General features: G+C 61.2%; 29 protein-coding genes. 12 read left to right on the plus strand and 17 right to left on the minus strand.

Annotated elements, in window-relative coordinates; translation table 11 throughout:
- Positions 1-17 precede the first annotated feature (17 nt).
- A complete protein-coding gene (locus ACN50D_RS05570) occupies positions 18-383 on the plus strand; it encodes a hypothetical protein (protein ID WP_065351503.1) in 366 nt (121 codons plus the stop codon).
- 21 nt (positions 384-404) lie between these two features.
- Here ACN50D_RS05570 and ACN50D_RS05575 read toward each other — a convergent pair whose 3' ends face one another.
- Positions 405-1,034 carry a response regulator gene (locus ACN50D_RS05575; RefSeq protein WP_054825987.1) on the minus strand — a complete coding sequence of 210 codons (630 nt, stop codon included), beginning with the start codon at positions 1,032-1,034 and terminating at the stop codon, positions 405-407.
- Positions 1,031-2,200 carry a sensor histidine kinase gene (locus ACN50D_RS05580; RefSeq protein ID WP_065351502.1) on the minus strand — a complete coding sequence of 390 codons (1,170 nt, stop codon included), beginning with the start codon at positions 2,198-2,200 and terminating at the stop codon, positions 1,031-1,033. The genes ACN50D_RS05575 and ACN50D_RS05580 overlap by 4 nt, the downstream gene beginning before the upstream one ends.
- Positions 2,201-2,384: 184 nt before the next feature.
- Between ACN50D_RS05580 and ACN50D_RS05585 the strand changes: the two genes are divergently transcribed.
- Both ACN50D_RS05585 and ACN50D_RS05590 read left to right on the plus strand, forming a co-directional pair.
- Positions 2,385-2,975 carry a GlcG/HbpS family heme-binding protein gene (locus ACN50D_RS05585; protein WP_211921047.1) on the plus strand — a complete coding sequence of 197 codons (591 nt, stop codon included), beginning with the start codon at positions 2,385-2,387 and terminating at the stop codon, positions 2,973-2,975.
- 246 nt (positions 2,976-3,221) lie between these two features.
- Positions 3,222-4,172, plus strand: coding sequence for an alpha/beta hydrolase (locus tag ACN50D_RS05590; protein ID WP_003940156.1), 951 nt, complete (start codon positions 3,222-3,224; stop codon positions 4,170-4,172).
- 58 nt (positions 4,173-4,230) lie between these two features.
- On the opposite strand, the gene ACN50D_RS05595 is transcribed toward ACN50D_RS05590, so the two are convergent.
- From ACN50D_RS05595 to ACN50D_RS05605, 3 genes are all read right to left on the minus strand, one after another.
- Positions 4,231-5,346 carry an NDMA-dependent alcohol dehydrogenase gene (locus ACN50D_RS05595; protein ID WP_209910124.1) on the minus strand — a complete coding sequence of 372 codons (1,116 nt, stop codon included), beginning with the start codon at positions 5,344-5,346 and terminating at the stop codon, positions 4,231-4,233.
- Positions 5,347-5,425: 79 nt separating this feature from the next.
- Complete coding sequence (locus ACN50D_RS05600; RefSeq protein ID WP_230359140.1) at positions 5,426-7,153, minus strand: PucR family transcriptional regulator; 1,728 nt, start codon at positions 7,151-7,153, stop codon at positions 5,426-5,428.
- A gap of 77 nt (positions 7,154-7,230) precedes the next feature.
- Positions 7,231-8,640, minus strand: a complete 1,410-nt coding sequence (locus ACN50D_RS05605) for an ABC1 kinase family protein (RefSeq protein ID WP_030536471.1) — start codon at positions 8,638-8,640, stop codon at positions 7,231-7,233.
- A gap of 132 nt (positions 8,641-8,772) precedes the next feature.
- Here ACN50D_RS05605 and ACN50D_RS05610 point away from each other — a divergent pair, with 132 nt between their 5' ends.
- The 5 genes from ACN50D_RS05610 to ACN50D_RS05630 are packed head-to-tail and all read left to right on the plus strand — an operon-like array spanning position 8,773 to position 12,655.
- Complete coding sequence (locus ACN50D_RS05610; protein WP_021345761.1) at positions 8,773-9,192, plus strand: MerR family transcriptional regulator; 420 nt, start codon at positions 8,773-8,775, stop codon at positions 9,190-9,192.
- Positions 9,193-9,238: 46 nt separating this feature from the next.
- Positions 9,239-10,615, plus strand: coding sequence for an MFS transporter (locus ACN50D_RS05615; RefSeq protein WP_042925156.1), 1,377 nt, complete (start codon positions 9,239-9,241; stop codon positions 10,613-10,615).
- Positions 10,612-11,631 carry an ABC transporter substrate-binding protein gene (locus tag ACN50D_RS05620; RefSeq protein ID WP_047271909.1) on the plus strand — a complete coding sequence of 340 codons (1,020 nt, stop codon included), beginning with the start codon at positions 10,612-10,614 and terminating at the stop codon, positions 11,629-11,631. The genes ACN50D_RS05615 and ACN50D_RS05620 overlap by 4 nt, the downstream gene beginning before the upstream one ends.
- A 21-nt stretch (positions 11,632-11,652) precedes the next feature.
- Positions 11,653-12,372 carry a 2OG-Fe(II) oxygenase gene (locus tag ACN50D_RS05625; RefSeq protein ID WP_211921045.1) on the plus strand — a complete coding sequence of 240 codons (720 nt, stop codon included), beginning with the start codon at positions 11,653-11,655 and terminating at the stop codon, positions 12,370-12,372.
- Positions 12,362-12,655, plus strand: coding sequence for an Ada metal-binding domain-containing protein (locus ACN50D_RS05630; RefSeq protein ID WP_030536475.1), 294 nt, complete (start codon positions 12,362-12,364; stop codon positions 12,653-12,655). The genes ACN50D_RS05625 and ACN50D_RS05630 overlap by 11 nt, the downstream gene beginning before the upstream one ends.
- On the opposite strand, the gene ACN50D_RS05635 is transcribed toward ACN50D_RS05630, so the two are convergent.
- The 3 genes from ACN50D_RS05635 to ACN50D_RS05645 are packed head-to-tail and all read right to left on the minus strand — an operon-like array spanning position 12,618 to position 13,916.
- The gene (locus ACN50D_RS05635; protein ID WP_007729747.1) at positions 12,618-13,046 is read right to left on the minus strand and encodes a VOC family protein; all 429 of its coding nucleotides are present in this window, start codon (positions 13,044-13,046) and stop codon (positions 12,618-12,620) included. The genes ACN50D_RS05630 and ACN50D_RS05635 overlap by 38 nt on opposite strands.
- Positions 13,047-13,086: 40 nt before the next feature.
- Positions 13,087-13,569 (minus strand): SRPBCC family protein, encoded by a 483-nt coding sequence (locus ACN50D_RS05640; protein WP_003940319.1) that lies wholly within the window; start codon positions 13,567-13,569, stop codon positions 13,087-13,089.
- Between the two features lie 2 nt (positions 13,570-13,571).
- Entirely contained in the window at positions 13,572-13,916 is a 345-nt protein-coding gene (locus ACN50D_RS05645; RefSeq protein WP_003939956.1) for an ArsR/SmtB family transcription factor, read from the minus strand.
- Positions 13,917-14,010: 94 nt separating this feature from the next.
- Between ACN50D_RS05645 and ACN50D_RS05650 the strand changes: the two genes are divergently transcribed.
- Positions 14,011-14,667 carry an alpha-ketoglutarate-dependent dioxygenase AlkB family protein gene (locus tag ACN50D_RS05650; RefSeq protein ID WP_030536476.1) on the plus strand — a complete coding sequence of 219 codons (657 nt, stop codon included), beginning with the start codon at positions 14,011-14,013 and terminating at the stop codon, positions 14,665-14,667.
- A gap of 5 nt (positions 14,668-14,672) precedes the next feature.
- Here ACN50D_RS05650 and ACN50D_RS05655 read toward each other — a convergent pair whose 3' ends face one another.
- The 5 genes from ACN50D_RS05655 to ACN50D_RS05675 all read right to left on the minus strand — a co-directional run bounded on the left by ACN50D_RS05655 (position 14,673) and on the right by ACN50D_RS05675 (position 19,540).
- Entirely contained in the window at positions 14,673-14,819 is a 147-nt protein-coding gene (locus ACN50D_RS05655) for a hypothetical protein (protein WP_211921043.1), read from the minus strand.
- A gap of 183 nt (positions 14,820-15,002) precedes the next feature.
- Entirely contained in the window at positions 15,003-16,238 is a 1,236-nt protein-coding gene (locus ACN50D_RS05660; RefSeq protein ID WP_050656055.1) for a CynX/NimT family MFS transporter, read from the minus strand.
- A gap of 49 nt (positions 16,239-16,287) precedes the next feature.
- Positions 16,288-17,001, minus strand: a complete 714-nt coding sequence (locus tag ACN50D_RS05665; protein WP_003940486.1) for a FadR/GntR family transcriptional regulator — start codon at positions 16,999-17,001, stop codon at positions 16,288-16,290.
- A 219-nt stretch (positions 17,002-17,220) separates the two neighbouring features.
- The gene (locus ACN50D_RS05670) at positions 17,221-18,339 is read right to left on the minus strand and encodes a hypothetical protein (RefSeq protein ID WP_050656070.1); all 1,119 of its coding nucleotides are present in this window, start codon (positions 18,337-18,339) and stop codon (positions 17,221-17,223) included.
- 358 nt (positions 18,340-18,697) lie between these two features.
- Positions 18,698-19,540 (minus strand): NAD-dependent epimerase/dehydratase family protein, encoded by an 843-nt coding sequence (locus tag ACN50D_RS05675; protein ID WP_065351496.1) that lies wholly within the window; start codon positions 19,538-19,540, stop codon positions 18,698-18,700.
- Positions 19,541-19,626: 86 nt separating this feature from the next.
- Between ACN50D_RS05675 and ACN50D_RS05680 the strand changes: the two genes are divergently transcribed.
- Positions 19,627-20,271, plus strand: a complete 645-nt coding sequence (locus ACN50D_RS05680; protein ID WP_003940238.1) for a ScbR family autoregulator-binding transcription factor — start codon at positions 19,627-19,629, stop codon at positions 20,269-20,271.
- A 38-nt stretch (positions 20,272-20,309) separates the two neighbouring features.
- Here ACN50D_RS05680 and ACN50D_RS05685 read toward each other — a convergent pair whose 3' ends face one another.
- Both ACN50D_RS05685 and ACN50D_RS05690 read right to left on the minus strand, forming a co-directional pair.
- Positions 20,310-21,197 (minus strand): ScbA/BarX family gamma-butyrolactone biosynthesis protein, encoded by an 888-nt coding sequence (locus ACN50D_RS05685; RefSeq protein ID WP_021331802.1) that lies wholly within the window; start codon positions 21,195-21,197, stop codon positions 20,310-20,312.
- A gap of 168 nt (positions 21,198-21,365) precedes the next feature.
- Positions 21,366-22,025 (minus strand): LuxR C-terminal-related transcriptional regulator, encoded by a 660-nt coding sequence (locus ACN50D_RS05690; protein ID WP_211921041.1) that lies wholly within the window; start codon positions 22,023-22,025, stop codon positions 21,366-21,368.
- 517 nt (positions 22,026-22,542) lie between these two features.
- Here ACN50D_RS05690 and ACN50D_RS05695 point away from each other — a divergent pair.
- Positions 22,543-24,042 carry a flavin-containing monooxygenase gene (locus ACN50D_RS05695; RefSeq protein WP_063315606.1) on the plus strand — a complete coding sequence of 500 codons (1,500 nt, stop codon included), beginning with the start codon at positions 22,543-22,545 and terminating at the stop codon, positions 24,040-24,042.
- 103 nt (positions 24,043-24,145) lie between these two features.
- Here the strand turns inward: ACN50D_RS05695 and ACN50D_RS05700 are convergent, their stop codons facing one another.
- Positions 24,146-24,604, minus strand: a complete 459-nt coding sequence (locus ACN50D_RS05700; protein WP_081558512.1) for a hypothetical protein — start codon at positions 24,602-24,604, stop codon at positions 24,146-24,148.
- A gap of 77 nt (positions 24,605-24,681) precedes the next feature.
- Here ACN50D_RS05700 and lexA point away from each other — a divergent pair, with 77 nt between their 5' ends.
- Positions 24,682-25,371, plus strand: coding sequence for a transcriptional repressor LexA (lexA, locus tag ACN50D_RS05705; RefSeq protein WP_211921094.1), 690 nt, complete (start codon positions 24,682-24,684; stop codon positions 25,369-25,371).
- Positions 25,372-25,384: 13 nt separating this feature from the next.
- On the opposite strand, the gene ACN50D_RS05710 is transcribed toward lexA, so the two are convergent.
- Complete coding sequence (locus tag ACN50D_RS05710; RefSeq protein WP_211921039.1) at positions 25,385-25,798, minus strand: cupin domain-containing protein; 414 nt, start codon at positions 25,796-25,798, stop codon at positions 25,385-25,387.

Here is a 25,798-nt window from a genome sequence, read left to right on the forward strand (position 1 = left end):
AGTCGAAAGGTACTCCTATGCGCACCATCTCGGCTCACGATCTTCCCATCGTGTTGCAGGACGGCGAATTCGAATTGCGGATGCGAGAAGAAGGCGACATGATCGTCAACTTCGTCAAAATTCCTGCTGGTGCAGACTTCGCCGAACCGTTCGCACAATTGGAAGGCGGGCGCTGTCAATGTCCGCACTACGGATACGTCTTGAAAGGAAGGATCTACACAGATTCCGAAGCAGGTCGGCAAACCTACGATGCCGGCGACGTGTTCTACTGGGCACCCGGTCACGTTCCCGGAGCGATCGACGACTCGGAGTATGTCGACTTTGCTCCCAAGGCTGAATTCCTCGAACTGATCGACGGAGTGCGTAAGGCGATGGGCGGCTGAGCTGTTCGGCTGCCACCGAGGTCAGCGTATTCCGTCGCGACGTAGTGCGACGGACACTGCGGCAGAGCGGTTATCGACACCGAGTTTGGCGTAGATGTGCCCGAGGTGTGTTTTCACCGTCGCTTCGCTGATGAAGAGTGCTTTACCCAGCTCGCGGTTGGTCATCCCCTCGGCGAGCAGGCTGAGCAGTTCGGACTCACGGGCGGTGAGCGCTTCCTGCGGGCGCTGCATCTGCTGGACGAGACGAGAGGCCACGGTAGGAGAGAGAACGCTGCGCCCGGCTACCGCGCCCCGCACCGCGCCGAAGATCTCGTCGGGAGTCGAGTCCTTGAGTAGGTAGCCGATGGCACCGGCATCGACGGCTCGCACGACGTCGGCGTCGGTGTCATACGTCGTGAAAACCAGTACGGGAACATCGACACCGTCGCTTCGCAGGCGTTTGATCGCTTCTGCACCGTGCATGCCGGTGCCCATGTCCAGATCCATCATCACCAGATCCGGTGAGGCCGACGGTATCGCCGTGGCCGCCTCCTCGCCGGACGATGCTTCGCCTACTACTTCGACGTCCGGCTGAGTGTTCAGCAGCGCCCTCAGCCCGGCTCGCACGACCAGATGATCGTCGACGAGGAACACGCGAATGGTGGTGGTCACCGGATCCTCCGTTCGAGAGGGAACTGGGCCGCGACGACGGTGCCGTCTCCCGGTGCACTTTCCACGGTGAACGATCCGCCGAGCTGTGCGACGCGGCTTCGCATCGCACGCAGGCCGTATCCACCGTACCGAGAATGGTCGGCGAGCTTTCCCGGATCGAAGCCGACGCCGTCGTCGAAGATGTCTACGGAGACGGAGTGGTCGAGATACGTGATCGTCACGCCCGCCGTTTCGGCGCGAGCGTGGCGGGCGATGTTGGAGGACGCGCTCGAGACCACTCGCACGACGGCATGAGCTACGTCCGAGGGCAAGATGACGGCTTCACCGACGGTGCGGATCCGAACGGCCGGGACGAACTGGCGGGCGGCGGCCACGACCAAGGCGTCGAAGTCGCCCGTGCCGCCCTTGGTCGGCGCCAGATCGTGGACGAGGTCGCGACTCTGCATCAAGCTGGTTCGGATGTTCTCTGCTGCGGCATCGACATCGGCTCGAGACGGCGAACCCGTTGTATTCCACGTTTGTTCGGCTGCCTCGAGCCGTAGAAGGGCGCTCGCCAGTCCCTGGGTAACGGTGTCGTGGATTTCGCGCGCGAGGCGCTCTCGCTCAGCGGCAACGCCGGCAGCGCGTTCGGTATCTGCCAATGCAGATTGCGCTTCTGCTATCTGACGCAGAAGCCGAAGGCGTTCTCGGGCATCTCGTTCCATCTGCCCGTACGCGGCCGCGACCAGTGCCGCGGTGCACAGCGGCCCGAGAAGTGTCACCAATTCGGCACGACCGGTGACCCGGTAGAACGCGATACCGGCGAGGACGCCCAGGATCCCGACGAGGGGGTAGGCGATCTTGCTCGGATACAGACGAATGCAGAGGAAGAGAACGGGAAACGCACACCACGCGAAACTCGGGGCAAGCCAGACCAGCGCTGCCCATGCGCTCAGTACCGGCCACATCCACAGCCGTTGGCGAACCACATCTCGCGAGGACACCGTGGCCATGACGGCGTAGAGCAGGGCGAGGACCACGGCCAGGACGAGTACCACCCCGAACCGACCGCTGGTCCCGTGGACTGTGACGTACCGAACTCCCGATGTAGACAGCAGTACGAAGAACGACGCGTGGATCGCATACGCCAACGGGCCGCGTAGGCCGCGTTCGGCGTCGGCGTTCATGGCTCCGTTACTCATCCCTCGAATGTTACGGAGGGCACCAGGCCGTCGTATCAACCATTCGGATGATATCCGGGTAGCCGTAGGGGGCACGGTTCGTCACCCGAGCGCCCGATGTGCGCACCCGCCCCCGGACGCGACGCTGTAGTGGACGGTTTCGAATCATTCGATTGAAAGTGTGCCCGACATGAACCACCGCATTTACACACGACTTCCCCGTACGCTCGCTGTCGCCGTTCCGGTTGTCGCAATCCTTGCCAGCGCCGCATGCTCGACCACCGACACACCGGTGGCGAACGCATCGAGCACGACGTCGATTACTGCCACGCAGCAGCCTGCCGCGACCGGTGATTCGGCGATTGTCACTCAGAATCGACTCAGTGCCGACGCAGCAGTGAAGGCTGCTGGTGCGGCCCTGGCGAAATGCCGCGCCGACGGTCTCGGCTTCGTCACCGTCTCCGTCGTAGACCGCGCGGGAAATGTCATCGCCATGTTGCGCGGCGACAACGCAGCCCAGCACACGGTGGAAGCCTCACGCGAGAAGGCATACACCTCTGCAGCTTTCGGAGCCGACACCAGTGACCTCTCGCAGCGTACCAAAGGCGAAGGATCAACCATCGCCGACCTTCCCGGCACTCTCTTCCTTGCAGGTGGAGTCACATTGAAGGCTGGAGCCGGGTCGATCGCCGGTATCGGTGTCGGTGGCGCTCCAGACGGAATGCAGGACCAAGCGTGTGCTGCCGCAGGTCGTGATGCGATCGCTTCGTCACTCGGCTGAGTGAGCGCATTCAGCGTGCTTCGTGAATTGTGCTTTTCGCCACCTGGATTCGCTCGGCACGACAGTTGTCCGATTGTTGCGATGACCTCGACTTTGTAACACCGGAGCCCCCGGAAAGGGACAAACACGTCGACAGTGGAACCGACGATGCACTTACCGAAGCGAGTTTCTTGATGCGCAGTTTCGGGGAAAGACACAACCTTGCAGAGAATCAGATTCACGTTGCCCGAACGCAATACACGGCGGGTGCGGGTGCTCGTAGCGGCGTTGTTGTCGATATTCCTGCTCGGCGGTATGTTCGGTCCGACCGCCGCGAGTGCTACTCCGGCGCGCTCGGCGCCATGGGGTGGGTACGACGAGTTGTGGGTCCCGTCTTCGATGGGAAACATCAAGGTTCAGGTGCAGTGGGCCGCGCGCGGTGGCAACGCCGCGTTGTACCTGCTCGACGGTCTTCGCGCGCAAAACGACAGAAATGCTTGGAGTTTCGAAACGAACGCACTCGATCAGTACCGCAATGACAACATCACGTTGGTGATGCCGGTCGGCGGTGAGTCGAGTTTCTACACGGATTGGTACGCGCCGTCCAATTTCAACGCTCAGCCGATAACGTACAGGTGGGAAACGTTCCTCACCCGCGAGCTTCCGGACTTCCTTGCAGGGTATGGCGTTTCACCAACCAACAATGCGATCATCGGGTTGTCGATGGGCGGCAGTGCCGCGTTGAACCTGGCGGGGCATCATCGGGATCAGTTCAAGTTCGCGGGCTCGCTGTCCGGCTACATCAATATCTCGGGTCCGGGTATGCGTGAAGCGATCCGCGTAGCCATGTTCGACGCCGGCCGGTACAACGTCGATTCGATGTGGGGTCCGCCGTGGTCATCCGGGTGGCTTCGCAACGACCCGTTCGTCAACGCGGAATCGCTTCGCGGACTGTCGATGTACATTTCGTCGTCCAACGGCATCCCGGGACCGTACGATCATCCCTCTGCGCCGATCGATTACTTCCACACGGCGACGGGTATGGGGCTCGAGGCGCTCTCGTGGGTGCACGCGCGTGCATTCGAAATTCGCCTGAAATCCTTGGGAATCCCAGCGACGTACAGCTTTCCGCCCGCCGGAATTCACTCGTGGCCGTATTGGTCTGCTGAATTGTGGATGGCCAGAGGACAAATCCTCGACACCATGAACGCCTGGTGAAGCTGTAGTGAGGATCTCTCCGGACTTGCTCTCGATCGAAAGTCCGGAGAGAACTCGCTCAGAAGGCGATGATTCCACGGAGGTTGCGACCGGCATGCATGTCGGCGAAACCGTCGTTGATCTGGTCGAGGGTGTATCGGTTGGTGATCAGTCCGTCGAGTTCGAGCTTGCCGCTGGTGTAGAGATCGATCATCCAGGGAATGTCGGCGGTGGGATTGGATGCACCGAACAGGGATCCCTGAATTCTCTTCTGGTACAGCGTGAGTTCCATCAGGCTCACGGGAATTCCGACGTCCGTCATCTTCCCGAGGCCGGTGACGACGCAGGTTCCTGCCTTGCGGATCGACGAGAATGCCTGCGCGACATGTTCTCCGGTGGTCACGCCGACGGTGACGATGGCCGAATCCGCGCCCTGGCCGTTGGTGAACGAGCGCGCTAGGTCGGTGGCTTCCTCCATGGTGGCCACGGCATGGGTGGCGCCCAACTTCAATGCACTGTCGCGCTTGAACGCAACCGGGTCCACCGCGATCACGTGGGCGGCGCCGGCATGCGAGGCGCCCTGCACCGCGTTGATTCCGATTCCGCCGACGCCCATGACGATGACAGTCTGCCCGGGATACACCTGAGCGGAGTTGACCGCGGCGCCCCAACCGGTTCCGACGCCGCAGCCGAGCAGACACAAAGCGTCGAGTGGCAGGTGCTTGTCGACTTTCACAGCCGAGAGAGTGCTGACCGTGGTGTATTCACTGAAGGTGGACAGGCCGCAGGTTTGTGCGACGGGCTGACCGTCGAGAGACATTCTGTAACTCGAGGTTTCGCCGGGTCTGCTGCCAGTCATGATGGCGGCGCCGTTGTCGCAGAGGTTCTGGATTCCGCTTGCACACCAACGGCAACGGCCGCAGGCGGCGAGGAACGAGAACACGACATGATCGCCCTCGGACCATCCTTCCGTGTTCGGCCCGACCTCGACGACGATTCCGGCGCCTTCGTGTCCGCCGCAGATGGGGTAGCGGCCGACTCCGTGGTCGCCGCTGGCGATGTGATCGTCCGAGTGGCACAGGCCTGAGGCGACCATTTTGACAGTGAGTTCGCCGCTGCGGGGTGAATCGAGTTCGAGATCGACCACCTCGTATGTGCCTGGTGCTTGGCGAATGACGGCTCCACGAGTGCGCAAGGTATCTCCTGAGGTAAGAGTTGTTCTTCGGCTTCCTCAGTTGTCTACTCGAGAGTTCAGGACGGGCTCGAGGCCTATCTCACTGATCGGACGTTTCGTATCTTTCAGACTCGTCCGGGGTGCGTCCCAAGATGGCGAGTTGCAGTTCGGTGAGCAGTCGCGTATCCGGCTCGTCCAACGAAATGCCCATGATCTGTTCAGCGCGCCGAATGCGGTAGCGCAGGGTGTTCGGATGTACTTTCAGAGACGAGGCGGCCTTCTTCACATCCCCGAAAGCTGTCAGGTAGGCCGTGAGCGTGAACTGCATGTCAGAGGTGTTCTTGTCGTCGTAGGAGACGAGTCTGTCGATACGAGGGTCTCGCAATCGCTCGTGATCAGCAACGAGGTCGAGTATCTCGCCCAGCAACACCGCGGTGCGTGACGCCGCGAGTGTGGTGACCTTCGAGGTTTCGTGATCATCAGTGGTATCGAGCACGCGGTCCACTTCTCGACGCGCCTCGGGTACGCCGTGCAATCGCGCGATCGGGACCGCGACGGCGGCGCGCACGCTGATGCCCGCACGGGCCTCGACTACTCGCACGGTGTCGTGAGCCCAGTCGCTGATCGCGACCTCGTGTTCGGCCTGAGGAAACAGCACGTAGATCCGGTTGTCGATGATCGTTGTGACCGCGTCGCTGCGGAATGCGCTGGCGCGCAGGCGCAAGGCGTTGGTGATTCGATCGAGATTCGATCCGGGCGCGAGTGATGTCGCAAATCCGATGACCGCAGACGGTCCGTCGGTGTTGATGCCGAAGGAGCCGGCCAGCGAGTGCATGTCGACTCCGCCGGAGCGAACGCCGAACAGCCTTTGTAACTGGGCATTCTCGCGGCTGGAGGCGTCCAAGGTTCGCATGAGAATGCGTGCGGCGACTGCCGCTGCACCCCGCAATACCGCTTGGGCGTCGTCGGAAAGAGGTTCAGAGGCGCGCTGCACCCAGATGCTGCCGAGATTGTGTTGGTGTGCAACAGAACCCGTCGGCGCTGACAGGTCCGGGCGGGTGATGCTCACAGCCAACCTGTGCGCGGCTCCGATGCTCGGCTCGGAGGGCAGACTGATGACCTCGTCCGATCGCCTGAGATGCTCGAACACGCCTCTGCGCTCTATCCATTCGGTGTATTCGATCGGCCACTCCCGGCCCAGTATGGAGAGCTGACGGAGTTCGTCTTCACCTTCGTGAGCAGCTGAATATGCGATGACATGGAGTGCCGTGTCGTCGATCGTCACGAGTCCGCCGGTCAATTCGGCGATCGTCTCCGAGAGCGCGAACAGATCCGAATCGCCACCGGCCACAGCTCCTGAGACGGCCCGCGAACGGTACATGCTCTGTGTCAGAAGTCGTTGTACGAGTGAATAGACGTGTCCGGAACTAGCCTGCGGATGTACCGCGGCCACTGCGATTCCGATGTTGCGTGCGGCGGTGAGAAGCGTTGTCGCCTCGCGCGCATTCTTGACGAGCAAGAGCTTCGGACGACGCCTCGCCGGCCTGCCTTCGAACTTTCGCAGCCACTGCGTCAACGTCGATTCGGGAACTCCCACGGGAAGGTAAATGTCGGAGATCGCACCACGGCTGTCGGTGCCGTCGATATCGGAGGACTCGACGAGGGCGATCGAACGGATTTCGACATCGAGTCCGTCCGGGCTTTCCAGAAGTTCGATCACGGACTTGTCCGTGGAATGCATGAGGGCGCCGAGGGTGGTGCCGACACTCGGCCCGTTATTCCTCGGACCTGTCGACGCTTGCGGGAGGGCTACAGAAAGTGGCTGCACATTTGCTCCTCGGCCAGTGGGTCACTACAGGCTAACCCCGACAGACGAAATGCAGAATAAGGAAATAGGGGACAAATTTATTCGTCGGGCATGGTGATGCCGAGTTCCTGCACCTTTTCGGCGACTGCCTCTGGAAAAACGTTCTTGAACAGATAAAGGTCTTGTCCGATCACCCAACCAGGTGCCAAAGCCGTCGCATATCGTTCGAAGTATCCGAGTTGTTTACCGAAAAGAACCAATTCCTCGGGACTCGCAACGCCCCACTGCTTGCCCAACTGAATCAGTGCCATGATCAATTCACTGAGCTTGAGTTCACCCAGGTCACGGCCGAGAATCGGGGCCAGGGCCGTTGCGACCTGCATACCGAGCTGATCGTCGTCGACCTCGTAGTCGGTTGCATATCCCAAGGATCGAATTCCGCGGGCGACACGGGCGAAATCACCGTCGATGAGGGTGGCTCGGAACATGTCGGAAAGGATGGATCTCCAGGTCTCGGGAAGGACGCCGACGATGCCGAAGTCGAGCATCGCTATCCGGCCGTCGTCGAGGACCCACAAATTTCCCGCGTGGACATCTCCGTGGAACGGACCGTGAACGATGACTGATTCGAGCCAGACCTTCACTCCGCGCCGGATCAGCATGCGGGCTTCGTCGATGCCGTCCGGACCGGCGACGAACCGATCCAGTGGAACGCCGCGCATGCGTTCCATACAGATGACGCGGGGACCACAGTAGTCCCAGTACACCTCCGGTGTCGTGACTCCTTTGTTGTCACCGAATGCGCTGATGTTGTTCCGGAAAGTGGTTTGCCGGTCGGCCTCGACCGCGCTGTTCAACTCCGTCATCGTTGCGTTGTGCAGATCGCGAATGATGGCGGTGGCATTGGCAATTCGAAGGAACTCGACAAACTTCTCGAGGATGTTCGCGCCCCAGTACGCCGCCCTCAGGTCGATCAGCATCCGCGCATAGATGTCCGGACGCTGGATCTTGATGACGGCCTCGCGGCCATCGTGCAGAACGCACGCGTGTACCTGCGCTACCGACGCGGCCGCGAGAGGTACGTCGTCGAATTTCGCGAACAGGTCGTCTACGGAGTATCCGAGGTCTTCGTGCACGACACTTCTGGCCTGCTCGGCAGGAAATGACGGAACGTCGTCGAGGCAACGTAGGCATGCATTGGCGACGGGGGCGGGGAACAGGCCTGACGACGACGCGACCAGTTGCCCGAGCTTGACGAAGGTGGGACCCAGCGCGATGAAGCCGTCGACCATCCCGTCGGAAGCGGCGTCAGCCCACGTGCGTCCACGCTTGCGGAAAGGCCACACGATCAGTGCCAGCATGATCGACGTCGACAACACGACGGCGATGATCGCGGAACGCCACAACTGGGCGAGGCCGAAGCGTTCGAGGTCCGGCATGCGGACTTCGAGGGCAGTGGCGGGCACTCCTGACGAGTACGGCCCGACAGGTCGCGTTGGATCCAGCACAGCTCTCCCTCGTTCAACGAGCGCATCCAGCATTTTGCCGTGAGATCACTTACGCGACCCCTTCCGTTAGTCAGTATGCCAAGTCACACATAACTGCCGGAACCGCCTACGCGTTCAGCCTACGATCGGTGAATGCGTGAGCACTTGATCCCGATCGGCGAGGTTGCAAAATCGTTCGGAATTGCGGCGTCGACCTTGCGTTATTACGAGGACGAAGGACTGCTGTCCGCGCGGTCGCGAACTGGCGGTAAACGCTGGTACGGGCAGCGTGAGCTGCGCCGGCTGGCATTGATCCGGATGTACACCGAGACGGGAATGTCCTTGGAACAGGTGCGGTCCTTCATCGAAACCGACACCACGTCCGACCAGTTCTCGACGGTTCTCGCAGATCAAGTGTCGACACTCGAGGCACAGATCGCCGCTGCTACGCGAGCGAAGCTGATCCTCGAGCATCACCTGACGTGTCGGCAAGAGCGTCCGATGCAGTGCCCGTGGTTGCTCGAGCAGCTCGACATTCGTGTCGAAGCGGCGCTTGACTTCAAGTTCACTTGAACCTTCATAGTTAGGGCGCACTTACCGCCCTACCCGGAGGTTGACCATGTCGGCACGACGATGGCTGCCGCTCATCGCCGCATGCATCGGAACTTTCCTGTTACTGACGTACGCCACGATCACAACGATCGCGGTGCCGGCCATCGCAGTCGGTTTGGACGGCAGTACGGGCGCGATGTCATGGGTCGTCGACGCCTACACGCTGGCTCTTGCCGCGCTTCTTGTGGGCATGGGCGCACTCGGCGATGCGTGGGGACGCAAACGCCTCTACATCTGTGGACTGGTCGTGTTCCTGGTTGCAACGGCCGTGTGCGCGATTGCTCCGGACATCACGGTTCTGGTCGTTGCTCGCGGCGCGCAAGGAATTGCCGGTGCGGCGATGTTCGCGACACTCCTGCCTCTGCTTGGCGACGCTTATTCGGGCCGCGATCGGCACGTGGCTTTTGCCGCGTGGGGTGCCGTCGCTGGATTGGCGGCGGGAATCGGCAACGTTGCAGGAGGGCTGCTGACGCAGTTCTTCGACTGGCGTGCGGTCTTCTATTTCGGAATCCCCGTGGCCGCAGTGGCGCTCGCAATGGCTGTGTTCTGTTTCGCCGACAGTGAGCGCGGCGACGACAACATCGACTGGGCCGGAATCGTTTTGTTCACCCTCGCTGCCGTTGCCGCGGTTCTCGGCGTGACGTGGGGCGGCGACATCGGGTGGGCTTCGTCGTCGACAGCTCTTGCCTTCCTGATCGCAATCGGTGCGCTGACGGCGTTTGTGTGCTGGCAGCGTCGAGGCAGCAGTCCGATGCTCGATCCGGCATTGTTCCGATCCCTGAAATTCGACGGCGTCCTCGTCGCTGCTTTCGGGTACTACCTCGCGGCCTACGGCCCGCTCGTAGTCCTTTCACTGTGGCTGCAGAACGGGCTGGAACTGTCGGCATCGGCGGCCGCACTCGTGCTCTCGATTCAACCGCTCGCTTTTGTCTTCGTATCGGCCTTGTGTGGATCACGGCTTCAGCGCGTCGACCTTCGACTGTCGCTCGGATTCGGGACGATCCTTTGCGGAATCGGTTGCGTGGCCATGCTGTACGTTCTCGCCGAGCCGGTCTGGCCCGCACTGATCGCCGGGCTGATTCTGACCGGTGTCGGTTCGGCGATGGTGTCGCCGGTGCTGCCGGGTGCCGCGATGTCGGACGCCCCGGCAGAGCGCGCCGGGACGGCTTCGGCAACAGCCAACTCGTCGCGTCAATTCGGGCTTGCCGTCGGAATTGCGTTGTGCGGCTCGCTCTTCGTCGGTCCGGACGAGTTCGCCTTGCTGTGGCCGTTGGTCTTCTGTGCCGGCGTCGGAATGCTCACGGGTTTGGTGTCGATCCTTCTCTTTTCTCGTTCGTCAACTCCTGAAACAGTTCAACCAATCGCCGAAAGGGCACACACATGACCACGCTGTTCACTCCACGACCGCACCGGCGTATCGAGATGGACTGGAATCGCCGCAGGTTCCTCGGCGCTGCAGCAGGATTGGCTGCTGCGCTGGCAGCGGCCGGTTGCTCGCGTTCGGACGCAGACGCCGGGGGCGAAGGCGACGCAGGCTGGTCCTTCACCGATGATCGCGACAATCTGATCGAATTGGATTCACCACCAAGGACATTTGTCACCTACACCGGTATCGCGGGTGCTCTGTGGGATTACGGACTGGTGCCTGTCGGAGTTTTCGGGGCACTGACACGATCGCCGGGATCAACGGACACCAGCATCTCCGGCAATTTGGATTTCGCGAAGACCGACATGGTCGGGCAGCTCTGGGGACAAGTGGAACTCGAGAAGATCGCTTCGCTGGAGCCGGACGTCGTCATAGTCCCTCAGCTGCGTGGTTCGGCACTACTCGACGAGGCGAACTTGGATGCGGTGAAAGGCTTGTCGACAGTACTGTTCGTGGAAACGGCAGCAGGAACCATCGACCGAACCGTGCAAGAGATCGTGGAACTCGCCGTGGAACTCGGGGCGGACCAGGATATGGAGGCTCAGCGAAAAGACTACGACGCTGCGCGTGCACGGATCTCCGAAGTTGCTTCTTCGCTGAATAATTCACAGGTTTTGTTCGCGTCCGCAGATCCGGACACGATTCGTGTCAGTCGTTCGGGATTCCCGATCCTTGCAGATCTGGCGGGATTGGGCCTTGCCGTCGTCGATCCGGCCGCGGGATCGTCGGTCTACGTCGAGAAACTGGCTTGGGAGATGGCGGACCACTATCCGGCCGACATGATCTTCCTCGACGATCGCCCGTCCAGTTTGCAACTGGATACGCTCGGAACCAATCCTGCGTGGTCCAACTTGCCCGCGGTGAAGGCGGGGAAGATCGGGACCTGGAATCCGGAACCCGTGCTCAGTTATGCCGGGATCGCCCGTACGTACAACGATCTGGCTGACCAGCTGCTGGCATTCTCACATTCCTGACCGCCGCGTCGTCTACGACGTATGGACCTCTTCACCGCTCTGTCTGCTCGTGTTGAATCCCTCGATTGGCCTGCGCTGATCGAGGGAATCGACTCCAGTGGGTGTGCCCAGACGGCGCCGATACTCGACGAGTCGGAGTGTCGCGAAATTGCTTCCTGGTACTCGGAGGTCGACCGGTTCCGGAGCACCGTCGACATGGCTCGATACCGCTTCGGTCAAGGGGAGTACCGGTACTTCGGTGATCCCGTACCGGAGCCGATCACGGCTATGCGATCCGCCTTCTACCGACACCTCCTGCCCGTGGCGCGGGAGTGGGCGTTCAAGCTGGGCGAGGGTGCACCGTGGCCGGATTCTTTCGAAGAATGGATCGATCAGTGTCACGACGCCGGTCAGAATCGCCCTACCCCGATCCTTCTGTCCTACGGACCTGGTGACTGGAATGCATTGCATCGGGACTTGTACGGAGAGTTGGTGTTTCCCTTGCAAGTCGTGATCGGGCTCGACAGACCTCGCATCGACCACGCCGGCGGCGAGTTCTTGCTCGTGGAACAGCGGCCGCGCGCCCAGTCGAAAGGGACGGTGACAGTTCTCGGGCAAGGTCACGCGTTGATCTTCACCACGCGGGATCGACCGGTGCAGAGTTCTCGTGGGTGGTCGAGAACCCCTGTGCGACATGGTGTCAGCGTGGTGCACTCGGGTACGCGTCGAACATTGGGATTGGTGCTTCACGATGCCGAGTAAGACGTACATTCTCCGCGACGCTCGCAACAAACCCTACGAGAGTTCGACGCCCGGTGTGCTTGGCGGGCACCGGAAAACGAAGATCTACGGGCGACTCGACTGTCGAGGGGCTGCGCAGGCAATCGCGCGTGGCGGGTATGTCGCCAGTCGGGTGTTCTTCGCGGACGAGCCGACCGCGATTGCGGCCGGCTATCGCCCCTGTGCCGTCTGCATGCCCGAAGGTTACGCAGCCTGGAAGGTAGTTGCTACGCGCCGAAGCGGTCGCGGTACTCCTTCGGAATGAGCGGCTTGTCGCCGCGGACCTTCAGCTGCTGGACAGCCCAGGTATTGCCGTCCGGGTCGGCGAATCCGAAGAAGGTGCCCCCGTCACGCTCGTCGAAGACGGTGACTTCACTGGCATCGACGCCGCGGCCGATGAGCTCTTGGCGAGCCGCTGCAGCGTCGGCCACGACCAACTGCAATCCCTTCAACGAACCAGGGGTCATCTCGGTCTGCGACGGCAGGTTCCCGATGACGATCGAGCAGCCCGAACCACGCGGAGTGAGCTGGGCGACCGTCATGTGTTCGTTGACGGTGTGGTGGTCGAGATCGAAACCGACCTTGTCACGGTAGAACTCGATGGAGCGGTCGAGGTCACTGACGGGAACGATGACTACTTCGAGGGTCCAGTCCATGAAACTGCCTTTCGCTGAGGAGGTTCGGGCAAACAGGTGGTCAGAGTTGCGCGACGATCTTGTCCAGGCGTTCGTAACCTTCGGTGACGCCGAGCTCCATATTGCTCTCGATCATTCCGTCTCGCGCTTCGAGGCTCGGATATACGGAATGGCCGGAGAGGCGGGTGCGTCCGTTGCCCAGATCCTCGAACGTGATCGATTCGATGCTGACGACGTCGGGAAATCCCTCGTATTCGAAGGTCTGGATGGCAAAGTCGTTCTCGCGAACGACGTGAAATACACCGTTGAACCGGAACTCTTCGCCCTCGGGGTTGCGATGGACGTACTTGTATCGACCGCCGCTCACGAACTCGTATTCGTCGATCTCCATCTCGTATCCGTTGGGGCCGAGCCACTGCTTGACCAGATCGGGATTCGAATGAGCTGCGAAGACGGCACTGACGGGTGCGTCGAATTCGCGGGTGATGTCGATGTACGGCACGCCCTCAGGAGCCGTGATGGTGACGGGATTGGTGGTAGCCATGGCTAAGTCTCCTTCTGTGTGGTGCTGAGTAGGTGATCGAGCTTGCGGAACTGTTGTTCGTGGATCAGTCGATAGCGGTCGATCCAGGCGGTCAAAGCCTCGAGAGTTGCGGCGTTGAGATGTACCGGCCGCCTCTGGGCTTCGCGGCTGCGAGTGACCAAACCCGCGGCTTCGAGTACCTGAATATGTTTGGAGATGGCCTGTTTCGTGATCTCGAACGGCTCGGCCAACTCGTTGACCGTTTGGGGGCCGGTGCTCAGGCGGGCGATGATCCGCCGTCGTACCGGGTCGGCAAGCGCCATGAACGCTTTGTCGAGACGCTCGTCTGCCCCTGGATCCACGATCACTTGTCAACCATCTCCTTTATCAACCAACCTGTTGATTACGATACGAGCCCATGCCGAGGGTGTCAATGCTTCGAAACCGATTAGCGTGGAAACCATGAACGCTCTGATTCCTCGGCCACGATTGGAAGTGGCGCCGGGGGCGATCCTCGTTCCGGATTGGCTCAGCGTCGAACAGCAACGCTTCTTGGTGGCCGAGTGCCGACGGTGGGCGACCGCACCCGTACCGATGCGCTCCGCTGTTGTCCCTGGTGGGCACAAGATGTCGGTGCAAACAGTCTGTCTCGGTTGGCATTGGCAGCCGTACAAGTACACGCGCATCGCCGACGACGTGAACGGTGCGCCTGTCGCAGCGGTGCCTGACTGGCTCGTCGATCTCGGCCGGGCCGCAGTTGCCGCTGCCTATGATGATCCGACTGCGGGGGAGCGGTACACGCCGGACACCGCGCTGATCAATTTCTACGACGAGGGCGCTCGGATGGGAATGCACCAGGACAAGGACGAGCGCTGCGACGCTCCCGTCGTCTCACTGAGTGTCGGGCAGAGTTGTGTCTTTCGATTCGGGAATTCCGAGAACCGGAACAAGCCGTACACCGACGTCGAACTCCATTCGGGTGATCTCTTCGTCTTCGGTGGAGAGTCTCGGTTCGCATATCACGGAGTGCCGAAAGTTATTGCGGGAAGTGCAAGTCCCGACATAGGTCTGCCGTCCGGGCGGCTGAACATCACCCTGCGGGATACCGGAATGTCGTGACTGTCTCACCCCTGCTGTGCCACTGGTGCAGCAAGGTCGAAGTCTGCGCTCGAAGGTCCGTCCCCGACCATCTCGATCAACTCGGTCGACGGTGGAGTTGGCAGCGTGCGCCAGCGCTCTCGTTCGAGGTTGTGGGGTTGTGTCTCGTTCATGCCCTCATTATCGACTTCCGGCTCCGATCCACCAGTCGGGGATGGGCCGGGTGCAATTCGGTAGGCCGTTGAGCGCCCCGCTGTCTCGTCGACATCCTCGGACCTCAGCACGTCGACGACAGTTCGGGTCGCGGCACGGGTCTGGGGAGGTTGGTGGGTGGATTCGAGGCGACCGTGGTTCGCTTATCCCAGTGTCTTGTTGCGGCCGGCGAGGGAGCCGAAGACGAGTTGCACGGCCAGCAGCACCAGCAACGCGATCAGCGGAGTCGTCCAGGAATCGACGGCGTCGTGCAGTGCACCGAAAACGAGAGGACCGGTGGCGGCCAGAAGGTATCCGACGGACTGTGCCATACCCGAGAGTGCCGCTGCTTGACCGTGATTGACAGTGCGTATTGCGAAGAAGGACAAGGCAATGACAATCGATCCGCCGATGCCGATGCCGAGGAATGCATTCCACAGCAGGGCCCAGGAGGGGAGGAGGAGTTGGCCGAGAACTGCCACTGCGGCGACCGACACCAGCCCGAGGACGGCTCCTCTCTGATCCTTGGGCAGTTTGTGCAGGAGCACTGCTGTGAGGAGGCTGCCGACGATCGAGAATATTTGCATGATGCCTTGATGCAGTCCGGCGGTAGCCGCGGTAGTGCCGTGTGATTCTTCAATGGTGGGCCACCATGTCAGAACGGTGTAGAAGAAGAGAGATTGGACGCCCATGAATATTGTGATCTGCCACCCGAGTGCTGAGCGCCAGGGGGAGCGATGGCCGCCTGGATGGGAATCCAAAGCCGCAGCATGATCGTGTTTCGGAAGCGTGCGTCGGCGAAGTTGGGGAAGGAACACCCCAAATCCTATGAGAGCCATAGCAGCCCAGATTCCGAATGCGATCCGCCAACCGTGATCGGTGAGACCGGCGATCGGCACGGCAAGTCCGGATGCGGTTGCGGCGACGGCTGCAGAGACCGCCGAGAAGATGCCGGTCAAACGGCCGGCTTCGGTCGGGAAGTCTCGTTTGAGGAGCGCCGGCAGTAGAACGTTCATTGTTGCGATGGACATGCCGAGCGATACGGTACCGATCCACAGCGCAGGCATCCACGGAACAGAGCGGATCACGATCGCTAAGGCGAGCATGCCGAGTGCTGCTGCGAGTGTCCGTTCCATTCCCCATCGAGCTGCGATGACCGGGGCAACGGGGGAGAACACTGCGAAGCACAGCAGTGGAAGGCTGATCAGCGCTGATGCTGTTGTCGACGAGATATCGAGATCGGTGCGTACCTCACCGAGTAGCGGGCCGACGACTGTGATTGAGGCTCGAAGATTGGCTGCGATGAGAAGAATGCCAGCGATAACGAGTCCTCGGCGCATTATCGGTATCGCGCTCGGGGCAGACGCCACGTTTTCGGTGTCGGAGATGACGTTAGCCATAGGTGTGCCCTTCTGAGATTGTCTGTGCGCTGAACCTCTTGTGTGTCAGCTACTTCGGCATGTTTTGCAGAAAGAGGGATCGGCTGTGGTCCATCAGTCGGACCACTGCGGCGGCTGCGCCGTCCGGATCGCGGTCACGGATGGCCGCAAGCAGCTGCCGGTGTGGGTCGTCGTCGGTCCAAGGTCCGATGAACAGCTGTCGAGTCTCCTTGTCGGACTTACCTTGTGGGATGCTCATGGTGTCAGAGCGATCGAGACTGCGGTAGATGTCCGTGATCAGTTGGTTCCCGCTCGCTGCGAACATCTCCAGGTGGAAGTCGAGGTCGTACTCGACGGATTTGGCGACGTCGGGCTCAGCGTCTCGGCCATCCAAAGCCCGAGTCATTCGGTCGATGTCTTCGGGCAGGGCTCGTTCGGCTGCGAGTCGGGCGGCGTAGAGCTCCAAAGCTTCACGGGCTTCGAAGATTTCGAGCACGTTCTCCGCCGCTGCACGTCTTTGAAGTGCAATTTCGAGTTCTGAGCTCGCGCAGACGTAGGTTCCGTCTCCCGGGCGTGCTTCGAGGAGGCCGGCATGGACGAGGCCGCGAATGGCCTCCCGGACCGTATTGCGGCTCGCGCCGGTCATTTCGACAAGTTGATGCTCGCCGGGGATCTTCTCCCCTAATTCCCAGTTGCCAGAAGTGATCTGGGACCGCAGTTGTTCCGCGATCTGCACTGAAAGTGGGATGTTGCGTGCGGTGGGTGCGATACGGGAATCCGGCATGAGTCAAATGTAGGACATTTGGCGATTTGTGGATAGGTTTACCTTTGTGATCTAGGGCACTCGGGTTCGGATCGGCCTGGGCGGGGTACCGCCCTTCCGCATGTCTGCGTGCACGTGAGTGCTCCTGCCGACCGCGCACGGGGCAGTTGACTCGACTCGAAGGGCAACTGCGATCGATTCCTCACGGAACCTCATGCCTAGCAGACCCTCACGTGCGGGTCATTGCTGCGATTCCAGCGTCCATGCGGGCTGGTCGGTCACTTCCGGGCCGTCGTGCAGCACCCAAGCACACGGCTCGGAAATGTAGGTGGCAGCATCGGTGAACCAGTATGTTTCGTCGGGTGCCCAGCCCGCGATGACGCTCGCCGTCTCGGTATCGACCTCGATCGCGGTTCCTGCTGCCGCGAGGTATCCCGTCACGGTAAGGTGCACTCCCTCAAATCTTTCCGCGACCTGCACCCAGTCGGGGATGACCCACCTGCCTGATCGGCCGGTAGTCCGATACCAAACCTGCCGCGTTTCTGCGGTGACCTCGAGCGGGAACCGTCTGCACAGCTCCGACCAGGCTTGCGCGCTGTCGATCTCGTAGATGCGTGCGCCAGTCGGTGGCCGCAATGCTCGGACGACGACCCGTTCCCATCCCATGCTGTCTTCGACGAACCACAAGCCCGCCGGAGTCCCGTCGAACAGCGCCCTCGTCGAACCCTGAGTGGGTGGATTCGACCACCAATAACCTGACCAGTTCGCCGCGGGGTCCACCGGGCGGTCACGTTCAGCTCTCGCTTCCGATTCCAGGGTGCTCGTGCGCCACTCGCTGAGGAGTTGTTGCGCAGCAGGCACTTCGTCTGTGTCCGGAGATTCCTCACCTCTGCTCAGAATCGACCATTGGTCGGATGAGGCGAGCGAGGTTGACCACCACCGCGCGCATTCGGAGCCGGCGATGTGCTCGGCGACGCGTCGAAGCTCATCTCGCATAACTTCGGTGGCGACGAGGACGTCTTCTCCGTCGGGATCCTGCCAGTAACGCGCCGCATCGACCGCTTCTGCGAGGGCGGAGCGTAGATCGACGGCGGTGACGTCGGGGAGCGATATTTCCGTGAGGCTGCGCGCCACGCCCTCCGCGGTGACTATGGTCTGCCGGGCCTCTTCGGCGCCCGGGCCGAACAACACTTGGGAGGTTCCTTGTCCGATGTCGAGGTGATACGCCGCCCGGTGAGCGTTGATGCGGAACATGTCGTCGCCTGGCTCGGGACGCAGGGCGCGTTCGGCGTCGATCGCATACGCGAGCAGCATCCGGCGTCCGCGCGGGCCCGACAGCAAAATATCCGCAGTGAGCATCTGTTCTCCCGTTTTCTGGTTCAGATGACGGTAGCCGAGGTCGTTGAGACGGAGAACTTTCTCCTTTGATGTCGGAAATCCCGACGGTCCCGTCGCGCACGACATGATCGCCACACACTGCATTCGGCGGCGAAGGCGGACGGAAGGGAGCCCCAGGCTGCTGCCAGTCGCGTGAACGCCGCTTCTTTGGTGTGCGCGATCACTGCCGTCTTTGTGTAGCCGTGGTTTTCGTCGATCAGAGCTCTCTGTTTGCCTGTAGTGACTGCGAAATAGGTCGTATTGATTGCTGAGGCTGAACAATGGAGAGGGCTGAAAAGGTTGGGAGACAGGTGTTTTGGCGAGAGTGATCCGTGTGCCATCAGTACAGTCTCGACCGGAACCAGTGATCGAGGCTGATCATGTCGATCTGGTGCATGTCGAGACTCAGCTGGGCAGCAGCTTTCACCGCGTCGGCGCGGGGGATAGAGTTCTGGGGCAGAGTCCAGTTGGTCTCCCGCGCATGTTGCTCGAGAAGGTCGATGACTGTCCGCGGGACAGGCTCGTTGACGTGAAGTGTTGAGCCGTAGCGAAATTGCTGTTCTATCGACAACTCGTAGATGGATCGGGCGAGTAGGTCTACGTCGACTACCGACAGGACAGCGCTACCGCCGTCGATGATCGAGTCGAGGCGAGAGACAATTCGCGTCAGTGTCGGAAGAAACCATCTGTCGCCGGGTCCGTACACGAGATGCGGCCGGACGACCAGGCCTCCGGCGTCGCGCACGAACTTCTCGGCGAGAGCGCGCGTGCGACTGGCAGGTGAGAAGGGGCTGAGAGGTGCGCCGTTGACCGGCAAGTCTCGAAACGGTCCCGGCCCGTACACGGCCGCGGTACTGACGTAGAGCAAGCGTTCGACGCCGACGGTGGCGGCCATCGACGCAACGTTCTGTACGCCGTGTTGGTTGACGTGAACGCACCGTTGTTCGTCGTCGCCCACGTACGACACGCAACAGATGACGGTCGACGCCTGACTCATTGCAACTCGTAGAGAAGCACTTTCGTTGATGTCGCCGATCACGGTGGCGATTCCTTCACGGCCGAACTGTTTGGCTGCGGTGGCCGTGCGAACGAAACCGATTGCAGCGTTTCCGTGGCGGGAAACCAGCTGTTTCATCACTGCCGAGCCGATGAAACCAGTGGCCCCGAGTACCAGAGTCGTCACGGTGTGTCCGTGTCGAGAGCGTTGCTGCGGGCTCTTTCGACGTATCGTTGAGATTCATTCCGTCGGCAACGAGAGCTGGGTAGATCATGCAGGAGCGTGCTGTCCTGACGCGCCAGGCCGTCATTTTGGGTGCTGCGAAGAGCTTCGAGAAGTTCGGGTACTCCGCCAGTTTGGGCACGATCTTGCAGCACGGGGGTGTGTCGAAGGGGGCGATGTATTTTCATTTCGCGTCCAAGGAGGAGCTTGCGCACGCGGTCATCGCAGCGCAGCACGGTATGGCGATGGAGGGTACCCGGCGGGTTGCTGCGCACTCCGACATCGCGGTCGAAACCCTGGTGCTCGTTTCGCAGGAGATGGCTCGGCAGCTTGTGACCGAGCCCATCGCGCGAGGTGGCATGCGGTTGACGATGGAGATCGGCAGTATTCAAGGCCCCATCGAACAGCCGTACCTCGATTGGATCGAGGCTATCAAGCAGGTGGCAACCCAAGCGGCCGAAGCCGGCGATATCGTCCCGGGCACCGATATAGACGCGTTGGCTCGATTTGTGGTGGGGTCGTTCACCGGAGTGCAGATTCTCTCGGAAATGCTGACGGGCAGAACCGATCTGTACGAGCGGTTGAGTCAGATGTGGAACCTGGTGCTGCCAACGATCGTCCGCGAGGACAAGTTGGCGCACGTCATGCAACTGGCGGCGCTTGCACCGAGAGAGTGGGAAGCACCGAGCGCTTGACGTGGTAGACGCGACGAGAAGAACGTGTTCGTTCCCTCTCATGATTGGTCCGCAACTGTAATTTCGAGTTCCGCGGTGGTTTCCAGTTCTTGAGTGAACCGAACTCGGTGCACATGGCCCGACGCGTCAAGGGGGATCGTTGACACCTCGCACGGCGTTTCCCATTCAGTGAACCTCGGAAAGACCGCCGAGAGTGAGGCGATCTTTGTTGCTGGGTTGCCGATGTGAAATCGGAGCGCTTGTCGGGCGGCCTCGAAAAGTATCATTCCTGGGATGTGGTCGACGGGGTGGTCGAAAAGGGAGTGGTTGCGCGGATCGGGAGCGCAGAACATCGCGTGCCGAGCAGGATCAGTGCTGATGAGCACATCTCCATCGGTTAGGCGTCCGACTCGCTCCGATCCGACCACCGCGGCTCCGGAAGGAAGGATGCGTCGGCTCGGGCGGTGGTCTTCTCGTCCTTGCCGAATTCGACGGTATCCCTCGGGGCTGACTCCTCGCGCAACAGCGTTGCATCTGGCGACGTGCCGGTTGCCCTCGCTGAGGATCCCCGATACTTCGACCCCCGAAACCGCTCCGTCGCGATGAGTGAGGTTGTCCACTGTCATCGAGAAACTCAACGGCTCCGCGACTGATTGCACGTCGAGCGCGTCCAGCATCTCGAAGCTGAACGTTTCCATGAGGAACTTGTAGTGCAGTGGAATCTCGTATCGGGTGTGGCACAGAAGCACCACTGCCTGTCGAAATGCTTCTGCCACCCCGAGCGGATCGTGTTGCTCGCTCGATACGTCGAATATCCGGTGCGAGACCGGGAGTTGCACAGCAACCTGGTACGCCGAGTCCGATTCGATCCGGTAGTCCGTCAAGAAAACCTCGGCAACAGCATGTCTGTGGACGAGATGCCGCGGCACTGTGCGTGTGTATTCCATTGATTGAATGCACCTTTCGATGTTCACTCGTGTCTTCGGTGTCGTGTAGGACCTAATATTCGACGTCCGGGCGCGTCATCGAATCGTCAAAATTGACGATCTTTTCGAAGGTCGAGTTCGATCAGGGGCGGCACCCCATCTCGGCGAGTGTGTCTGGGGCACTTCCTGCTAGAAGCGTCCGATCCGAAGTTCCAGTGGGTGTCTGCGTGCGTCGTGACCAGAGCGGCGGAGCATCGCGCATGCCTCCAGCTGGGAATGCACCCCCAGTTTTTGCAGGATGCTTCGGATGTGGGCGCGAACCGTGGTCGGTGCGATGTGGGCGGTTCGAGCAATCGAGTCGACATTCGAGCCTCCGTAGAGAAGGCCCACGATCTCGAACTCGCGATCGGTGAGACTGCTGATTCGTGCGAATTCTTCGGTGCGCAACCGGATGCGTTGTACGAGCGAGGACTTGTCGTGTGCAGACCGAGCGGAGTTGGGGATGATCGCGGCCTGCAGTTCATCGAGCAGGGATGCGAATGGCAGTTGAGAGTTGAGCACGGCGTGGGCGCCCGCTGCGAGCCCCCGAATCATGGAGTTGCCGCTACTGAGATCGCCGACCAGGACCGATCCCTCGAGCGCGGAGAGCTCCTTCACCTGCCAATCGACGCCCCCGAGTGGTAGGAGAACGAGCGCTCTACCGTGATCGCTGGTGTGATGCCTTAACAGGCTCATGTCTGCGGTTTGTGGCTCGGAATAAGCCCTGGCGCTGATTCCGGCAGCGATTGCATTGGCGAACTCTCGATCGCTATGAGTGGTGTACAGGGTGACTGTGCTGGAGAGTGTCATAGCGACTACATCTCCGGTGGAGGTCCACTCCGCCCGCTCTCTTCGCTGCGGAACCAAAACCGTTGCTTTCAGCGTGGTTTCGTCAGCAGGTTAGCTATCGCAGTGACCTTTCCGCTGATGCGCACGAAGGTTACGGCGATATCGCAGTTGCCCGTCCTCCCATGGAAACTCGCGCGTTCGACACCTGATCGTGGACCTTCGAATTATGCTGGGGCGCTGAATATTTGGGCGATGAGTATCCCGCGTAGACGAGCCATTAGGCGTTCCGTCGACGACGTGAACGACTCCCCAATGGCTCGAGGCATTCAGGCGTCTCGATCGAGTTTCCGCGAGGCCGGTGCGTCGCGCCTCAATGTTCCGTACGCGGCCGGGTCGAGATATTGACTGTTACCGTCAGTTGCACATACCCTGTTCATTGGCGCTGACCTTAGGGAACCCGGCCTGAGCCGGCCGATCGTTCTCGGTCACTGCCGACGCCAGAAGTAGCTTCGCGACGACCGACGAAACGAGTTTCCTCATGACACAGCATGTCGACGTACTGATCATCGGCGCTGGCTTGTCCGGAATCGGCGCGGCTTGCCACCTCATTCGTGAGCAGACCGGAAGTACTTACGCGATCCTCGAACGCCGCGAGAACATCGGTGGCACCTGGGACCTGTTCAAGTATCCCGGCATCCGATCGGATTCCGACATGCTCACCTTCGGATTCGGTTTCCGTCCGTGGATCGGAACCAAAGTGCTCGCAGACGGCGCCAGTATCCGTGACTACGTCGAGGAAACCGCCAAGGAATACGGCGTCACCGACCACATCAACTTCGGCCGCAAGGTCGTGGCAATGGACTTCGATCGCGCGACTGCTCAGTGGTCCGTGACCGTCCTGGTCGAGGCGACGGGGGAGACCGAGACGTGGACCGCGAACGTCCTCGTCGGCGCCTGTGGTTACTACAACTACGACAAGGGATACCGCCCCGCCTTCCCCGGTGAGGACGACTTCCGTGGTCAGATCGTGCACCCGCAGCACTGGCCGGAGGATCTCGATTACACCGGAAAGAAGGTAGTGGTCATCGGTTCCGGTGCCACCGCGATCACCCTGATCCCGTCGATGGCCCCCACTGCCGGTCACGTCACCATGCTGCAGCGCTCGCCCACGTGGATCCAGGCGCTTCCGTCCGAGGACCCTGTTGCCAAGGGTCTCAAACTTGCACGCGTTCCCGACCAGATCGCTTACAAGATCGGTCGAGCCCGCAATATCGCACTGCAACGCGCCAGCTTTCAGCTCTCACGTACCAATCCGAAGCTGGCGAAGAAGCTGTTCCTCACCCAGATCCGCTTGCAACTCGGCAAGAACGTGGACCTGCGTCACTTCACCCCCAACTACAACCCGTGGGATCAGCGCCTGTGCGTGGTTCCCAACGGGGACCTGTTCAAGGTGCTCAAGAGCGGCAAGGCCGACATCGTCACCGACCGTATCGCCACGTTCACCGAGAAGGGCATCGTGACCGAGTCGGGCCGCGAAATCGAGGCCGACGTCATCGTCACGGCGACCGGCTTGAACGTACAGATCCTGGGCGGGGCGACCATGAGCATCGACGGCGAGCCCGTCAAGCTCAACGAGACGGTCGCCTACAAGAGCGTGCTCTACTCCGACATCCCGAACTTCCTGATGATCCTCGGCTACACCAACGCATCCTGGACGCTCAAGGCAGACCTGGCCGCGTCCTATCTGTGTCGCGTACTCAAGATCATGCGTAAGCGCGACTACACGACTTTCGAGGTTCACGCCGAACCTGAGGACTTCGCCGAAGAATCTCTCATGGGCGGAGCCCTGACCTCGGGCTACATCCAGCGCGGCGACGGAGAGATGCCGCGTCAGGGTGCCCGCGGTGCGTGGAAAGTGGTCAACAATTACTACCGCGACCGCAAGCTGATGCACGACGCCGAGATCGAAGACGGTGTGCTGCAGTTCAGCAAGGTAGACATTCCTGTCGTGCCTGATAGCAAGGTCGCCAGCGCCTGAGCCGGCTCCACCGGGGGATGGACCGGTCGCACCACCCAGACGTCGGTCCGACGTCTGGGAAGGCTGAACGTGACGCTGCAAGATGTCGGTATGGCGTGACTGCTCAGGCTGATTCTGTCCGCTTGACCCGCGCGTTATGCACAACCATCGGGACAGTTATTGCCAGGACCATCGCTATCACGAACACCGATATGAAGACCCAGGGGCGCGCTGCTTCGGACGCTCGGACGGTCAACACAGCTCCACTCGTAAGCAGGGGCATCCCTGCTGCCGCGAGTAGATCGACGTGCCGCGGGGCGACAGGAGGTCCGGCGAAGTATGGAACTCGAACCCCGGAGTTCTCCCGAAGCATCCGTCGCTCCGACATCGCGTAAGTGGTCGCGCCGACTACGAAAATGGCCAGTCCGAGTACGACAAGACCAATTCCCGTTCGGGTGGTGAGCGCGGCAAACATGAACACCGATGTCACTGCCGGATAGAGCACCACCATCTTCCAGAGTGGAGTCTTGGTCCGCGTGTCGACTGCAACACTGATCGGGCGCATCGGTTCGAGAGGCTCCATCAGCTCAGCGTGCCATGCGCCGCTCGGGAAACAAACTGCCTGTGCCGTTTCTGGCAGACTCCGGCTGCCTGGCCTGGATGTCGGGACCCCTCACTACGATTCTCGTCGTGACCGATTACGACGATCTCGACATGTTCGGTGGCCTCGACGCCTCCTCCCTGCCGCTCCGCCAGCAGCAGATTCTGATGACCATCCGGGATCTCGTGGCTGCCAACGGGTGCACGCCGAGCACACGGCAGATCGGAGACGCGGTTGGTCTGCGCTCGACGTCGACGGTGTCCAAGCACCTCAAGAGTCTCGAAGAGAAGGGCTTCCTCCGTAGGGGAGCGGCCATGGCTCGGCAGTTGGACGTGCGGCCGTTCCTCGTAGGCGCGAAGGAACGGTCGTCGTCGAACACCGTGACGGTTCCGGTCGTCGGTGACATCGCGGCCGGCGCGCCGATCCTCGCGGAGGAGCACGCCGACGAGGTGCTTGCGCTTCCTCGCGAGCTCGTCGGCTCCGGCACGGTGTTCGGACTCCGGGTGCGTGGTGAGTCGATGGTCGACGCAGCGATCTGTGACGGTGACGTCGTCGTGGTGCGCCGCCAGGACGAAGCTCATTCCGGTGAGATCGTCGCCGCGATGATCGACGGCGAGGCCACGGTGAAGGTGCTCCGGCGTCGCGACGGTCACGTGTACCTCGAGCCTCGTAATCCCGCATACAGCGTCATCGACGGCGATCGCGCGGTCATCCTGGGCAAAGTTGTTTCCGTGATGCGACGTATCTGAGAGGTGTCCGGTCTCAGCGATGGTTGGCGCGGGGACCGCCGTATTCCTCATCGGTGACTTTGTCGCCCCATGTAGTTTCGGTGCCTCCGTCGCCGGGTCCTTCCCACAGTGCGAGGTGGCTCATGAAACGGTCGGGTGCCGCGCCGTGCCAGTGTTCCTCTCCCGCTGGGGTGTAGACGGTCTCACCCGGGTGGACTTCGACGATCTCGCCGCCGCGAGCTTGAACCAGCGCGGTCCCGGAGACGATGTGGAGGGTCTGTCCGAGGGCGTGGGAATGCCAGTCGGTTCGCGCGCACGGTGCAAAGCGAACCATGTTGGCGCGCATCTTCGACGGCTCCTGGCCGGCGTAGATGACGTCCCACCAGACGTCGCCGGTGAACCAGTCGCTGGGTGCTTTGCTGGTGGGCTGGGGCTTCAAGATTTCCAT

This window comes from Rhodococcus sp. SB1D (genome assembly GCF_048573875.1).
Lineage (GTDB): Bacteria > Actinomycetota > Actinomycetes > Mycobacteriales > Mycobacteriaceae > Rhodococcus_F > Rhodococcus_F qingshengii.